Source organism: Roseivivax sp. CAU 1753 (assembly GCF_054482575.1).
In genome coordinates this window covers 225,229-239,234 of the sequence record NZ_JBTLRF010000006.1, presented here as the reverse complement: position 1 = coordinate 239,234, position 14,006 = coordinate 225,229, and the positions used below count along the sequence as shown (strand labels likewise).

The 14,006-nt window shown below is 68.1% G+C and carries 11 protein-coding genes; 9 read left to right on the top strand and 2 right to left on the bottom strand.

Annotation, left to right across the window (positions count from 1 at the left end; all coding sequences use genetic code 11):
* Positions 1-182 precede the first annotated feature (182 nt).
* The 4 genes from ACXYMN_RS14405 to dxs are packed head-to-tail and all read left to right on the top strand — an operon-like array spanning position 183 to position 4,201.
* Positions 183-1,109 (top strand): histone deacetylase family protein, encoded by a 927-nt coding sequence (locus tag ACXYMN_RS14405; protein WP_459014411.1) that lies wholly within the window; start codon positions 183-185, stop codon positions 1,107-1,109.
* Positions 1,106-1,354 (top strand): exodeoxyribonuclease VII small subunit, encoded by a 249-nt coding sequence (locus ACXYMN_RS14400; RefSeq protein ID WP_459014410.1) that lies wholly within the window; start codon positions 1,106-1,108, stop codon positions 1,352-1,354. Before ACXYMN_RS14405 ends, ACXYMN_RS14400 begins: the two co-directional genes overlap by 4 nt.
* Before the next feature lie 44 nt (positions 1,355-1,398).
* Complete coding sequence (locus ACXYMN_RS14395) at positions 1,399-2,226, top strand: polyprenyl synthetase family protein (RefSeq protein ID WP_459014463.1); 828 nt, start codon at positions 1,399-1,401, stop codon at positions 2,224-2,226.
* Positions 2,227-2,275: 49 nt separating this feature from the next.
* Positions 2,276-4,201 (top strand): 1-deoxy-D-xylulose-5-phosphate synthase, encoded by a 1,926-nt coding sequence (gene dxs, locus ACXYMN_RS14390; RefSeq protein WP_459014409.1) that lies wholly within the window; start codon positions 2,276-2,278, stop codon positions 4,199-4,201.
* A 209-nt stretch (positions 4,202-4,410) separates the two neighbouring features.
* Here the strand turns inward: dxs and ACXYMN_RS14385 are convergent, their stop codons facing one another.
* Complete coding sequence (locus tag ACXYMN_RS14385; protein WP_459014408.1) at positions 4,411-5,265, bottom strand: SDR family oxidoreductase; 855 nt, start codon at positions 5,263-5,265, stop codon at positions 4,411-4,413.
* A gap of 137 nt (positions 5,266-5,402) precedes the next feature.
* Between ACXYMN_RS14385 and ACXYMN_RS14380 the strand changes: the two genes are divergently transcribed.
* A complete protein-coding gene (locus ACXYMN_RS14380) occupies positions 5,403-5,903 on the top strand; it encodes a transglycosylase SLT domain-containing protein (RefSeq protein ID WP_459014407.1) in 501 nt (166 codons plus the stop codon).
* A gap of 83 nt (positions 5,904-5,986) precedes the next feature.
* Here the strand turns inward: ACXYMN_RS14380 and ACXYMN_RS14375 are convergent, their stop codons facing one another.
* Positions 5,987-7,213 carry a UbiH/UbiF/VisC/COQ6 family ubiquinone biosynthesis hydroxylase gene (locus ACXYMN_RS14375; RefSeq protein ID WP_459014406.1) on the bottom strand — a complete coding sequence of 409 codons (1,227 nt, stop codon included), beginning with the start codon at positions 7,211-7,213 and terminating at the stop codon, positions 5,987-5,989.
* 82 nt (positions 7,214-7,295) lie between these two features.
* On the opposite strand from ACXYMN_RS14375, the gene ACXYMN_RS14370 reads away from it, so the two are divergent.
* From ACXYMN_RS14370 to ACXYMN_RS14355, 4 genes are all read left to right on the top strand, one after another.
* Positions 7,296-8,627: an amidase gene (locus ACXYMN_RS14370; RefSeq protein WP_459014405.1), complete on the top strand. Its 1,332-nt coding sequence runs from the start codon at positions 7,296-7,298 to the stop codon at positions 8,625-8,627.
* Positions 8,628-8,797: 170 nt separating this feature from the next.
* Entirely contained in the window at positions 8,798-9,976 is a 1,179-nt protein-coding gene (locus ACXYMN_RS14365; protein ID WP_459014462.1) for an aminotransferase class I/II-fold pyridoxal phosphate-dependent enzyme, read from the top strand.
* A 79-nt stretch (positions 9,977-10,055) separates the two neighbouring features.
* The gene (locus tag ACXYMN_RS14360) at positions 10,056-13,211 is read left to right on the top strand and encodes a DNA translocase FtsK (protein ID WP_459014404.1); all 3,156 of its coding nucleotides are present in this window, start codon (positions 10,056-10,058) and stop codon (positions 13,209-13,211) included.
* Between the two features lie 194 nt (positions 13,212-13,405).
* Positions 13,406-14,002 carry a LolA family protein gene (locus ACXYMN_RS14355; protein ID WP_459014403.1) on the top strand — a complete coding sequence of 199 codons (597 nt, stop codon included), beginning with the start codon at positions 13,406-13,408 and terminating at the stop codon, positions 14,000-14,002.
* Positions 14,003-14,006: the final 4 nt, after the last annotated feature.

The following is a 14,006-nucleotide window of genomic DNA, read 5'->3' as shown; positions in this document are numbered from 1 at the left end:
GTGCGCCCGGCATTGAGCCCCCCCCCCCCCCCCCCCCCCCCCCCCCCCCCCCTGCGAGAGGCTCTGCCTCTCGCGCTCTCCGGAGTATTTCCGGTCCGTTCGTGAACAGGGGCGCGCGGTTTTCGCGGTTGAATGCGGGTGGATTTCCCGGTTTGCTGGGCGGGGTCCGGCGGAGGTATCGAATGGCGACGGCACTCATTACCCATGACGCGGCCCTCAATCATGTGACGCCGGAGGGCCACCCCGAGCGTGTCGCCCGCATCGCGCATCTGCTGCATGCGCTGGCGGGGTTCGACCTGGTGCGCGTCGCGGCACCGCCGGCGCAGGATGCCGACATCGCACGGTGTCATCCGCAGAGCTATATCGCATCGCTTGCATCGCATGTGCCGAAGCGCGGCCTCCACCAGGTGGACGGCGACACCTGGCTGTCGCCCGGATCGCTCGAGGCCGCGCGGCGCGGCGCGGGGGGCGTGATCAAAGCGGTCGAGATGGTCACGGGCGGGGAAGTGGCCAACGCCTTCGTGGCCATGCGACCCCCGGGGCATCATGCGGAGACGCAGACAGCCATGGGGTTCTGTCTGTTAGGAAACGCCGCCATCGGGGCGAAATATGCGCTGGATGTGCTGGGCCTCGACCGCGTGGCGGTGGTCGATTTTGACGTTCATCACGGCAACGGCACGCAGGATCTGCTGTGGCACGAGGCGCGCGCGTTGACGATCACCTCGCATCAGTCGCCGCTCTGGCCGGGCACCGGTGCCGCGCAAGAGACCGGCGCGCATGACAATGTCCTGAACCTGCCCCTGGCACCCGGATCGGGCGGGGCCGAAATGCGCGCGGTCTACGAGGACCGGGTGTTTCCGCGCCTGCGTGCCTTTGCGCCGGACCTGATCATCCTGTCCGCCGGGTTCGACGCCCATCGCGACGATCCGCTGGCCAATCTCGAATGGGAGACCGGGGACTTCCGCTGGCTCACCACCGCGCTTTGCACGGTGGCCGAAGAGGTCTGTCGGGGGCGCGTGGTCTCGACACTGGAGGGCGGCTATGATCTTCAGGCGCTGAGCGAAAGTGGAGCCGCGCATGTGGCGGCGTTGATGGAGGCAGGCCAATGAGCGAGACCGAAACCCCCGTCGAGGAGATGAGCTTCGAGGCCGCGATGCGCGCGCTCGAGCAGGTCGTGGGTCAGCTGGAACGCGGCGACGTGGCGCTTGAGGATTCGATCACGCTCTATGAGCGGGGGGCGAAGCTGAAGAAGCGCTGCGAGGCGAAGCTGAAAGAGGCCGAGGAAAAGGTTGCGGCGATCACCCTTGACGGCGACGGCCAGCCGACCGGAACCAGGCCGGTCGAGGGGCTCTGAGCGGGGCGGTGTTCGAGGCCGGGCTGAGACAGGCGCAGGACCGTATCGAGGCCGGGTTCGACGCCTGGCACAGAGGCGCCCCGGATCTGCCGGTCTGCGACGCGATGCGCTATGCGGTCCGGGGGGGCAAGCGGCTGCGCGGCTATCTGGCACTGGAAAGCGCGGCCCTGCACGGGGTCGGCGATGCGCTGAACCCGGCGCTGGCGATCGAGGCCATTCACGCCTACAGCCTCGTGCATGACGATCTGCCCTGCATGGATGACGACGATCTGCGCCGGGGCCAGCCCACCGTGCATCGCAAGTGGGATGAGGCCACCGCGGTGCTGGTCGGCGATGCGCTGCAATCCCTGGGGTTCGAATTGTGTCTCGATCCCGCGACCCATGCGGATCCGGCGATCCGCGCGGCACTTGCACTGGACCTTGCGCGCGCCGCCGGGGCCGAGGGGATGGTGATGGGTCAGGCCCTTGATATGGCCGCCGAAACCGCGGCAATGCCCCTGACACTCGATGAGATCACCGCATTGCAGGCCGGCAAGACCGGTGCGCTGATCGTCTGGCCCGCCGTGGCGGGCGCGCGTCTGGGCGGGGCCGATCCCGGACCGATGCGCGCCTATGCCGCTGCGCTTGGTCGCGCGTTCCAGATCGCGGATGATATTCTGGATGTCGAAGGGGATTCGCACGCGATGGGCAAGGCCGCGGGCAAGGACGCCGCGCGCGGCAAGGCGACATTCGTGTCGCTGCTGGGGCTCGAAGGGGCGAAACGGCGCGCCGCAGAGCTTGTGGACAGCGCCTGTGACGCCCTATCTGTCTATGGTGACGACGCGGGCGGCTTGATTGCGGCGGCCCGCTTCGGTATCGCCCGTCGGACCTGACGTTCTGCCGCGGCGCTCTGTCCCGGTGCCAAGGAGGCCCGCTGTTCCAATGTCCGACCGTCCCGTGACCCCGTTGCTCGACCGAGTGCATACGCCCGCCGATCTGAAAGCCTTTTCGGACCCCGAGCTGCGGCAGGTCGCCGACGAGCTGCGTGCCGAGACAATCTCGGCGGTGTCGGAGACCGGCGGGCATCTGGGGGCAGGGCTCGGGGTGGTGGAGCTGACCGTGGCGCTGCACGCGATCTGGGACGCGCCGCGCGACAAGATCATCTGGGACGTGTCGCACCAGAGCTATCCGCACAAGATCCTGACCGGTCGCCGCGACCGCATCCGGACGCTGCGGATGAAGGGGGGCTTGTCGGGCTTCACCAAGCGGTCCGAAAGCCCCTTTGATCCGTTCGGCGCGGCGCACAGTTCGACCTCGATCTCGGCGGCGCTGGGCTTTGTCGCGGCGCGCGACCTGGGTGGTGCGTCCGAGACCGGGCATGGCGATGCCATCGCGGTGATCGGCGACGGGGCGATGTCGGCGGGCATGGCCTACGAGGCGATGAACCATGCGGGCCATCTGGGCAAGCGGCTGATCGTGATCCTGAACGACAACGAGATGTCGATCGCGCCGCCGGTGGGGGCGATGTCGTCCTACCTGTCGCAGCTTTATGCCGAGGCCCCGTTTCAGTCGCTCAAGGACGTCGCCAAGGGCGCGGTGAGTTTTCTGCCCGAGCCGTTTCGCGAAGGCGCCAAGCGCGCCCGCGACATGATCAAGGGCATGGCCATCGGCGGCACGCTGTTCGAGGCGTTGGGGTTTTCCTATCTCGGACCCATTGACGGGCATGACATGGACAGCCTGCTGCCAGTGCTGCGCACGGTGAAGGCGCGCGCGCACGGGCCGATCCTGATCCATGTCATCACCAAGAAGGGCAAGGGCTATGCCCCCGCCGAGGGCCGCCCGGATCGCGGCCACGCGACCGCGAAATTCGACGTGATCTCGGGCGAGCAGAAAAAGGCGCCGTCGAACGCGCCGTCCTATACCAGCGTGTTCGGCGAAGCGCTGGTGCAGGCGGCTTCGGAGGACAGCCGCATCTGTGCGGTCACCGCGGCGATGCCGGATGGCACCGGATTGAACCTGATGGCCGAGCGCTATCCGTCGCGCTGTTTCGACGTCGGCATCGCCGAGCAGCATGGCGTGACCTTCGCGGCGGCATTGGCGGCGGGCGGCATGCGGCCCTTCGCGGCGCTGTATTCGACATTCCTGCAACGGGGCTATGACCAGATCGTGCATGACGTGGCGATCCAGCGGCTGCCGGTGCGCTTTGCCATCGACCGCGCCGGGCTGGTGGGCGCGGACGGCGCGACCCATGCGGGGTCCTTCGACGTGGCCTACCTTGCCAACCTTCCGGGCTTTGTGGTGATGGCGGCGGCGGACGAGGCGGAGTTGAAGCACATGGTCGCCACCGCGGCGGCGCATGACGCGGGGCCCATCGCGTTCCGCTATCCGCGGGGCGAGGGGGTCGGCGTGGACATGCCCGAACGCGGCGAGATCCTCGAGATCGGCAAGGGCCGGATGATCCGCCAAGGCAGCCGGGTGGCGCTGTTGTCCTATGGCACGCGGTTGCAGGAGGTGCTGGAGGCCGCCGAGGCGCTGGAGGCGCGGGGGATCTCTCCTACCGTTGCCGATGCGCGCTTTGCCAAGCCGCTGGACCGCGACCTGATCCTCGGGCTGGCCGGGGACCATGAGGCCCTGATCACCATCGAGGAAGGTGCCGTCGGCGGTTTCGGCAGCCACGTGGCGCAGCTTCTGAGCGATGCGGGGGTGTTCGACCGGGGGCTGAAATACCGGTCGATGGTGTTGCCGGATATCTTCATCGACCAGTCCAGCCCGCAGGACATGTACGCTGTCGCGGGGCTGAACGCCGGGGATATCGAGGCCAAGGTTCTGGACGTTCTGGGCGTCGCCCGGATCGACAAGCGCGCCTGACAAGGACCTTGTGATGCTGGTCGCGCGGTGCCCGCGCGGCTGGTCTGGCCCGCTGATCGTGCCGATCATCGGGCGGTCAGAGGGGCCTTGCCCCTCTCTTGGCGGCGGGCCGCCAATTCACACCCCGCGCGTTTTTCTTGAAAGATGAAGGGGCGGGAAGTTCTGGTTGCACCGCGGCTTTTGCCGGTTGTCCCGTCACGGGATTGCGGTCAGGCCGCGTCGCCGACCAGGGCCCGCAGACCCGTGCGGTAATCGGGATAGGCGAGGGCGACGCCGAGATCGGTCTTGATCCGGGTATTGGAGACGCGCTTGTTGTCGGCGTAGAAGCTGCGCGCCATGGCCGACATGTCGGCGTCGTCGAAGTCGACCTCGGGCGGGACCGGCAGACCCAGCAGGGATGCGGCGAAAGCGATGACGTCCTGCGGCGGGGCGGGATCGTCGTCGCAGACGTTGTAGACCGTGCCGGGTGCGGGCCGGGCGATCGAGGCGTCGAGCACGCGGGCGATATCGTCCACATGGATGCGGCTGAACACCTGACCGGGCTTGACGACGCGCTGGGCACGACCGGCGCGCAGCTTGGCGAAGGGGCCGCGCCCCGGGCCGTAGATGCCCGCCAGGCGAAAGATGTGCAGCGGCAGGCCGGGGATCGCCGACCATTGCGCCTCGGCGGCAACGCGGGCCCGGCCGCGGTCTGTGGTGGGGGCGGGCGGTGTCGTCTCGTCGACCCAGCCGCCGCCCGCGTCGCCATAGACGCCGGTGGTCGAGAGATAGCCCGCCCAGTCGAGATCCGCGGCACGCGCGGCGATGGCGTCGCCAGCCAGGGCCAGGGCCGGGTCTGCGTCCTTGCCGGGGGCGGCCGAGATCAGCAGGTGCGTGGCGTCGGCCAGCGCGGCAGACACGGCGTCGCGGGTCCAGAGGATGGGGGTGACCCCGGTGGCGCGCAGCCCCTCGATCCTGGCCGGGTCGCGGGTGGTGCCGATCACCGTCCAGCCCTGCGGCAGGAGACGGCGGGCGAGGGCGCGGGCGGTGTAGCCATGGCCCAGCGAGAGCAGCGTCTGTGTCATGCGGCGAAGGTGCGGCGATCGGCGGGATTTGGCAAGCGGTTGCGCGGTCGGCTGCCGACGCGCGCGCGCGGGGCTGGTCAAATGCATCGGGGCGCGGCATCGCTTGGTCAGGTTCAACGGATCGAAAGACCCCTCGCATGCGCAAAGCTTGCCTTATCTGCCTTGCCGCCCTTGTCGCCCTGCCTGCCTGCGGCACCTCGTTCGCGGCCTATATGGCGACCGACACCGAGACACGCAGCTTCGCCGCCGTTCAGCCTGCGGTGCCGCTCTATCCCAACGAGACGCCGGAACTGCGCGCGCTGATCAACGAATATGCCGATTTCTACGGCGTGCCGCGCCCGCTGGTCCACCGCGTCGTCATTCGCGAAAGCACCCACCGGCCCGGGGCGCGCAACGGGCCCTATTACGGACTGATGCAGATCCTGCCCGCGACCGCACGTGGCATGGGGTTCCGGGGCAGTGCCTCGGATCTTCTGGATGCGGAGACCAATCTGAAATACGCGGTGAAATACCTGCGCGGCGCGTGGCTGTTGTCGGATGGCAGCTATGACACCGCGGTGAAGTGGTATTCGCGGGGCTATTACTACGAGGCCAAGCGCCAGGGCATGCTGGTCGAGACGGGCCTGCGCCCGGGCTGAGGCGGCTGCGACCGGATTTCGGTACGTGGGGCGACGCGGATCAGGTCAGCACGCGGATGCAGGCGACCCGGCGCGGCCCCCGGTCACGGCAAGTCCCGGGCCATGAGGTCGGGCAATTCGCCGGTCAGGCCCGCGGCTTCGCGCATGACGCTGCGGCGCAGGCCCGGGGCGGCGTTCACCGCCATCATGCCGATGTCGCGCAGGGTGCGCAGGACCACGCTGTTGTTCGAGAACAATCGGTTGAATGCGTCCGTGGCAAGGCCCAGCGTTGCCGTGTCGAAGCGCCGCCAGCGGGCATAGCGGTCGAGCACGTCCGCCGCGCCGGGGGCCTCGCCCCGGTGCCGCGCGGCACTCAGTACATGCGCCAGCGCCGCGACATCGCGCAGCCCGGCATTCAGCCCCTGACCCGCGATCGGGTGGATGCCATGCGCCGCGTCGCCCACCAGCGCCAGCCGGGGCGCGGTAAAGCCCTGCGCCAGCGTGAGGTTCAGCGGATAGGTGAAGCGGTCGCCCGCAAGCGCAATCTCGCCCAGAAAATCGCCGAAGCGGGGGCGCAGGACGCGCAGGTAGTTGGCGTCCGACAGCGCGTTGATGTCCTCTGCCAGACCGCGCTTTTCGCTCCAGACGATGGAGGACCGGTTGCCGGTGAGCGGCAGGATCGCAAGCGGCCCCGAGGGCAGGAACAACTGATGCGCGACGCCGTGATGCGGGCGGGTATGGGCGATGGCGCAGACCAGCGCGGTCTGGTTGTAGTCCCACCCGGTGCGCCCGATGCCCGCGCGACGAGCGGTGCCGCTCTGGCGGCCATCGGCGCCGACGATCATCCGCGCGGTGATCCGTTCGCCGCCCTCGAGCGTCAGGCTGGCGAAGGCGTCGCCCACCTGTTGCGCCACGACGCGGGTGCCGGTGCGATGCGTGATGCCGGGCGTTTCGGCCAGCCGGTCCAGAAGGGTATGGCGCAGGTGGCGATCCTCGACCATGTAGCCCATCGGGCCCTCTTCCAGCTCGGCGGCGTCGAAATGCAGGCCAAGCGCCACGGCGGCATCCCCGACGCGCCCGTCGGTGACCTTGATCTCGCGTATGGGCTGGGCATGGGGGGCAAGCGCGCCCCAGAGCCCGAGATTGCGCAGCAGCCGCATCGACGCCAAGGCAAGCGCATAGCTGCGCCCGTCGAAGCTCGGATCGTCATGCACGGCGCGCGGTGCCGCATCCAGAAGCGTGACGGCGAAGCCTGCCTTTGCCAGCGCCAGCGCAAGGCTTCCGCCGACCAGCCCGCCGCCGACGATGGCGATGTCTGTGTCTGTGTTCATGGTGCGGAATATGCCTCTTGGCGCGGCATTGTCCATGAGGCGTCCCGCCGCTAGCGTGGCGGTCTGCAGAAAGGGGACCGCCATGACCGACTGGACCGAGATGGAGGCATGTTTGCTGGGCGCGGAAATCGGTGCCGGCCGGATCGACCCGGCGGCCCTGACCGACGCCTTCCTTGCCAAGATCGACGCCCACCCGATGCGCAACCGGATCTATGCCCGCCTGACGCCCGAACGTGCCCGCGCCGAGGCGCAGGCGGCGTCGCGGCGGGCGCGGCTCGGGCAGCGTCGGTCGGTGCTCGACGGGGTGCCGGTCAGCTGGAAGGACCTGTTTGATACGGCGGGCACCGCGACCGAGGCCGGATCGGCGATGCTGGCGGGCCGGGTGCCCGGGCGGGATGCGCAAGTGCTGCGGGCGGCGACGGCGATGGGGCTGGTCTGCCTTGGCAAGACGCATATGTCCGAACTGGCGTTTTCCGGGCTTGGGCTGAACCCGGTGACCGCGACGCCGCCATGCGTGAACCACGCGGACGCGGTGGCGGGCGGTTCGTCCTCGGGGGCGGCGGCCTCGGTGGCCTACGGGCTGGCAGCGGCGGCGATCGGGTCGGATACCGGCGGCTCGGTGCGGGTGCCCGCGGCGTGGAACAACCTTGTCGGGCTGAAGACCACGTCAGGTGTGCTGTCGCTGGACGGGGTCGTGCCGCTGGCCCGCCGCTTCGACACGGTGGGGCCGCTTGCGCGCACGGTGGCGGATGCGGCGGCCCTGCTTGGCGTGCTGTCGGGTCGCCCCGGACCCGATCTGCGCGGCCCGGGTGACCTGCGCGGCACCCGATTCGCGCAGCTTTCGACCATCGTGCTGGACGATCTGCGCCCCGAAGTGGCCGCCGGATACCGCGCCGCGCTGGAACGGCTGCGCGCGGCGGGGGCCGAGATCGTCGATGTCGCCTTTCCCGAACTCGAAGGTCCCATGGGCGATGCGGGAACGCTTTATACCGGCGAGGCCTGGGCGCTTTGGGGCGACCGCATCGAGACGGACGGCGACCGCATGTTCGCCCCCGTCAGGGCGCGATTCGAGGGCGGGCGGGATGTGTCCGCCGCGATGTATATCCGCGCCTGGGACCGGCTTGAGGCGGTGCGTGCCGCCTGGCACCGCGCCGTGGCCGGTTTCGACGCCGTTCTGGCCCCGACAACGCCGAATATCGCGCCCGACGCGGCGCGCCTGCTGTCGGACGACGCCTATTACGTGACCGAAAACCTGCTGACCCTGCGCAACACGCGGGTCGGCAACCTGTTGGGGCTGGCGGCGGTCACGCTGCCCTCCGGGGCGCCGTCCGTCGGGGTGTCGCTGATGGGGGCGCCGATGGGCGAGGCACGGCTGTTGCGGCTTGCCGCAAGGGCAGAGCGCGCCCTGCGCTGATGGTGCGGGGCCGGGGCGGGACACTCGGCGTGGGGTTTTATCGGGCGCTGCGATTTTCCTGCCACAGGTCCTTGAGACTTTGGGTAAATTCTGGACGCGACCGGGCCACCTGACGTATCCTCGCGCCAAAGCGGGGCGAAAACGATCCCGTATTCATGAGGCAGTTGAGCATGTTTCCCGAACGGTTTTCGGACCTTCCGGCCTATGCGTTCCCGCGTTTGCGGGCACTTCTTGACGCCCATGCGCCAGGGGGGCCGGTCGTGCATATGACCATCGGCGAACCCCGCCATCCCTTTCCCGACTGGGTGGGCGACGTTCTGGCGGGCAGTATCGGCGAATTTGCGCGCTATCCGGTCAACGAGGGCACGGACGAATTGCGCGCCGCGATCACCAACTGGCTGGGCCAGCGCTACGATGTCGATGTCGATGCCGCGCGCCAGGTGATGGCGCTCAATGGTACGCGCGAGGGGCTGTACAACGCCGCCATGGCGCTCTGCCCCGAGACGAAGAACGGCAAGCGCCCGGTCATCCTGACGCCCAACCCGTTCTACCAGGTCTATGCCGTGGCAGCCCTGTCGGTCGGCGCAGAGCCGATCTTCGTGCCCGCGACCGACGCCACCGGGCATTTGCCCGACTATGCGGCGCTGCCGCCCGAAACGCTGGAGCGGGTGGCACTGGCCTATCTGTGTTCGCCGGCCAATCCGCAAGGCGCGGTGGCGGACCGGGCCTATTGGGAAACCCTGATCGGTCTGGCCGAGCAATACGATTTCCAGATCCTCGCCGATGAGTGCTATTCCGAGATCTACCGCGGCACCGCCCCCACCGGCGCATTGCAGGTCGCCCGCGACGCAGGTGCCGATCCCGAGCGGGTGCTGGTGTTTCATTCGCTGTCCAAACGCTCGAACATGCCGGGCCTGCGCTCTGGCTTCGTGGCGGGTGGTGCGGAAAGCATCGCGCGGATCAAGCAGTTGCGGGCCTATGCCGGTGCGCCGCTGCCGACACCCCTGCAACGCGTCGCCGAAAAGCTTTGGGCCGACGAGGATCACGTGATCGAAAGCCGCCGTCTCTACGTCGAGAAATACGGCAGCGCCGACGCGGTGTTTCGCGGTATCGACGGGGCCAACGCGCCCGAGGCGGGGTTCTTTCTGTGGCTGCCGGTCGAGGACGGCGAGGCGGCGGCGCTCCGGCTTTGGCAAGAGACAGGCGTGCGGGTGCTGCCCGGCGCGTACCTGTCGCGGGACACCAAAACCGGAAATCCCGGCAAGGGATACATCAGGGTCGCCATGGTCGCGCCCCTGGACGAAATGACAGACGGGCTGACGCGGTTGCGGGCCTGTCTTTACGACTGAAACGACCGACACGACTGAACTGACCGACACGACGTCACGAACGAACCGACAATAAAAAAAGACCAACGCGAGGCGATGAATGGCTTATCCGGCACGGGGACGCGAACCGCTCTTTGACAGCGACATGCAGGCTGCGATCGAAAAGCGTGGCAAGGAACTTCTGGGCATTGCACTGGTGGGCGTCGGCCTGATGGCCGCGGCCATGATCGGATCCTATTCGTCCACCGACCCGTCCTGGATCGCTGCCACCGATGCGCCGGTGCAGAACTGGATGGGTCGGCTGGGCGCGGCTGTGGCGGCACCGCTCTACATGATCGTGGGCCGCGGCGCCTGGGCGATCGCCGCCGTTCTGGTGATCTGGGGTCTGCGCCTGATCCTGCATCGCGGCGAAGAGCGCGCGATGGGCCGGGTGGTCTTTGCGCCGATCTGGGTGGCGTTGCTGTCGGTCTTTGCCGCCGGGCAGGTGCCGGGGCCGGAATGGACCCACAGTTTCGGCCTGGGCGGACTGTTCGGCGACATGGCCATGGGGTCTGTGCTGACCTTCCTGCCACTGGGCGCGGGCGCGTCGTTGAAGCTGGCGATGATGGTCTTCGCGGTATTCGTGCTGATCTTCGGCGTCTTCGTTCTGGGCTTTACGCGGCTTGAATTGTCCCATGCCAGCCGGGCCGTGATGATCGGTGTGGTGATGGCCTATGCCGGTCTCCTGAAGGTGCTGGGGCAAGGCGCTTCGGGTGCTGTGCGCAGCGCGCAGGCTGTCCAGTCAGCCTCGGCGGCGCGGCGTACTGCCCGCGCGGAAGAGGCCGCACAGACCGACGCCTGGTCCGCCGCAGAGGCCGCAGCAGAAGCCCGGGTGGCCGCGCCGCGCGACCGGGTCATGCGCGCAGAGCCGCAACTGACCGCGCAGCGCCCGCCGGCAGCACCGCCGCTGAAGGCACCCGCCAAACCTGCGATGCAGGCCGTTGCGGCCCCGGCGTCCCACGCCGCCGCCGTCGCCGCCGAGGCGCAGGCTTCGGAGCGGGTACAACCCGAGCGCGGCAGCTTTCTGTCGCGGCTGATGCCCCGGTCCGAACCGCAGACCCTTGAGCCGGAACTGGTCGAACCGGACCTCGCCCCGGACGCGGATATGCCCGAGGATGCCCGGGTCAGCGCCAAGATCGCCGATGCAGTCAAGGCCAAGCTGCGCCGCGTGCCCGAGACCCGCATCACCGCCGAGGCACCCCTGACAAAGGGCCGGGGGCGCAGACCCGATCCGCTGATCTACACCCCCGGCCAGACCGCCCCCGTCGGCCTGCGCCAGGAGCCGCCCCTGACCGCCGGGACCGCCGCTGCCATGGCCGCGACGACAGCCCATGTCGCGGGCGCGACGATGCCGACGCTTGAGGTGCCCGCGCAGGCTTCTGCCGCGCGACCGGCCGTCCAGACAGCCCCGCCCGCGCCCGCGGCGCAATCCCCGCGCGTGCTCAGCCGTGCGCCCGCAACCGTCCCGCCAGCCCCGCAGGATGATGCGTTCATTGCGATCGAGGATGAGGACGACGACGACGACTACGACGTCCATGATTTCTCCGAGTTCGAACCGCAGCCCGTGGCCGAGCGCCCGGTCGTGCCGGTCGCGCCGCCGAAAAAGGTCGTCCAGCCCGCCGCGCGCAAGCCCGTCCCGGTGTCCAAGCGCGCCCGTGCCGAAGCGCAGCCCAGCCTTGCCTTCGAGGACCGCGCCGAGGATTTCGAGTTGCCGCCACTGTCCTTGCTGGCCAATCCCGACCGCATCGAACGGCATCACCTGTCCGACGAGGCGCTGGAGGAAAACGCTCGCATGCTGGAGGTCGTCCTCGACGATTACGGCGTCAAGGGCGAGATCGTCAGCGTTCGCCCCGGCCCCGTCGTCACCATGTACGAGCTTGAGCCCGCGCCGGGTCTCAAGGCCAGCCGCGTGATCGGGCTGGCGGATGACATCGCGCGGTCGATGTCGGCGCTGTCGGCGCGGGTCTCGACCGTGCCGGGACGGTCGGTGATCGGCATCGAGCTGCCCAATGACAACCGCGAGATGGTGTCCTTCCGCGAGATCCTGTCGTCGCGCGCCTACGGCGACGGCACGCAGCGCCTGCCGCTGGCGCTGGGCAAGGATATCGGCGGCGATCCGGTTGTCGCCAACCTGTCGAAGATGCCGCACCTGCTGATCGCGGGCACCACCGGGTCGGGCAAGTCCGTCGCGATCAACACCATGATCCTGTCGCTGCTCTACAAGCTGACGCCGGACGATTGCCGCCTGATCATGATCGACCCGAAGATGCTGGAACTCAGCGTCTATGACGGCATCCCGCATCTGCTGAGCCCCGTCGTGACCGACCCCAAGAAGGCGGTTGTGGCGCTGAAATGGGTCGTCGGCGAGATGGAGGACCGCTATCGCAAGATGTCCAAGATGGGTGTGCGCAACATCGACGGCTATAATGGCCGGGTCGAGGATGCGCTGAAAAAGGGCGAGATGTTCTCGCGTACGGTGCAGACCGGGTTCGACGACGAAACCGGTGAGCCCGTCTTCGAGACCGAGGAATTCGAGCCCCGGAAAATGCCCTATATCGTCGTCATCGTCGACGAGATGGCCGACCTGATGATGGTCGCGGGCAAGGAGATCGAAGCCTGCATCCAGCGTCTGGCACAGATGGCCCGGGCGTCCGGCATTCACCTGATCATGGCGACGCAGCGCCCGTCGGTCGATGTGATCACCGGCACCATCAAGGCCAACTTCCCGACGCGGATTTCCTTCCAGGTGACGTCCAAGATCGACAGCCGCACCATCCTGGGCGAAATGGGTGCGGAGCAACTGCTGGGCCAGGGCGACATGCTTTATATGGCGGGTGGGGCCAAGATCACCCGCTGCCACGGTCCGTTCGTGTCGGACGAAGAGGTCGAGGAGGTGGTCAACCACCTCAAGGCCTTCGGTCCGCCCTCTTATGTCGGTGGCGTCGTCGAAGGCCCGGCGGATGAAAAGGCCGACAACATCGATGCGGTGCTCGGGCTCAATACCGGGGGCAATACCGGCGGCGAGGATGCGCAATACGACGAAGCCGTCGAGATCGTCGCGCGGGACCGCAAATGCTCGACCTCGTATATCCAGCGCAAGCTCGGCATCGGCTACAACAAGGCCGCGCGCCTGGTCGAGCAGATGGAGGAGAATCAGGTCGTCTCGTCCGCGAATCACGTCGGCAAGCGCGAGATCCTGATCCCCGAACCGGTCTGAGACCGCCTCCATCGGCACGTGCAACAGGCCCCGGACCCGATCCGGGGCCTCGTCGTGTCGCAGGGTGGCCCCAAGGGCCGCTTGCCGCGTGCAGTGGAACGCCAAAATATCGCATTGCCGTCAGCGGCTATCGCATATCGGGGGGGGCTGCCCCATATCGTACCCCAAGACACGCAAGCAAAGGACGGACCCACATGCGTATTACCGGTTTCATTGCCGCCCTCGGACTGAGCCTGACGCTCGCGGGACAGGCCGCGGCGGACAAGCTGTCGCTTGGCGAGATCTCGAACTACCTCAACGGCATCCGCACCGCGCAGAGCGATTTTACCCAGGTCAATTCCGATGGCACCATCTCGACCGGATCGCTGGCCTTGTCGCGCCCGGGCAAGATGCGTTTCGACTACAACCCGCCCGAGCAGGCGCTGGTGATGGCGGGTCGGGGCACCGTGGTGATCATCGACCGCAAGGTCGGCGGCCAGCCCGAGACCTACCCGCTGAACCAGACGCCCTTGTCGATCATCCTCGCGCAGAACGTCAACCTTGGCGCCAAGGGCATGGTCGTGGGCCATTCCTATGACGGCACCGCCACCATCGTGAAGGCACGCGATCCCAAGCGGACGGAATACGGCACCATCGAGATGAAGTTCACCGACAATCCGGTCGAGCTGCGCCAATGGATCGTCACCGACCAGAACGGTCAGACGACCACGGTCATCCTCGGTGCGCTGCGCAAGAAGAATTTGCCGAGCGCGCTTTTCAACATCGACCGCGAGATCGCGGCGTCGAACTAGGGCG

Excerpts from the sequence above, each read along its gene's own strand:
- ACXYMN_RS14405 (WP_459014411.1), top strand. The coding sequence starts at position 183 with ATGGCGACGGCACTCATTACCCATGACGCGGCCCTCAATCATGTGACG.
- ACXYMN_RS14400 (WP_459014410.1), top strand. The coding sequence starts at position 1,106 with ATGAGCGAGACCGAAACCCCCGTCGAGGAGATGAGCTTCGAGGCCGCG.
- dxs (WP_459014409.1), top strand. The coding sequence starts at position 2,276 with ATGTCCGACCGTCCCGTGACCCCGTTGCTCGACCGAGTGCATACGCCC.
- ACXYMN_RS14385 (WP_459014408.1), bottom strand. The coding sequence starts at position 5,265 with ATGACACAGACGCTGCTCTCGCTGGGCCATGGCTACACCGCCCGCGCC.
- ACXYMN_RS14380 (WP_459014407.1), top strand. The coding sequence starts at position 5,403 with ATGCGCAAAGCTTGCCTTATCTGCCTTGCCGCCCTTGTCGCCCTGCCT.
- ACXYMN_RS14375 (WP_459014406.1), bottom strand. The coding sequence starts at position 7,213 with ATGAACACAGACACAGACATCGCCATCGTCGGCGGCGGGCTGGTCGGC.
- ACXYMN_RS14370 (WP_459014405.1), top strand. The coding sequence starts at position 7,296 with ATGACCGACTGGACCGAGATGGAGGCATGTTTGCTGGGCGCGGAAATC.
- ACXYMN_RS14365 (WP_459014462.1), top strand. The coding sequence starts at position 8,798 with ATGTTTCCCGAACGGTTTTCGGACCTTCCGGCCTATGCGTTCCCGCGT.
- ACXYMN_RS14360 (WP_459014404.1), top strand. The coding sequence starts at position 10,056 with ATGGCTTATCCGGCACGGGGACGCGAACCGCTCTTTGACAGCGACATG.
- ACXYMN_RS14355 (WP_459014403.1), top strand. The coding sequence starts at position 13,406 with ATGCGTATTACCGGTTTCATTGCCGCCCTCGGACTGAGCCTGACGCTC.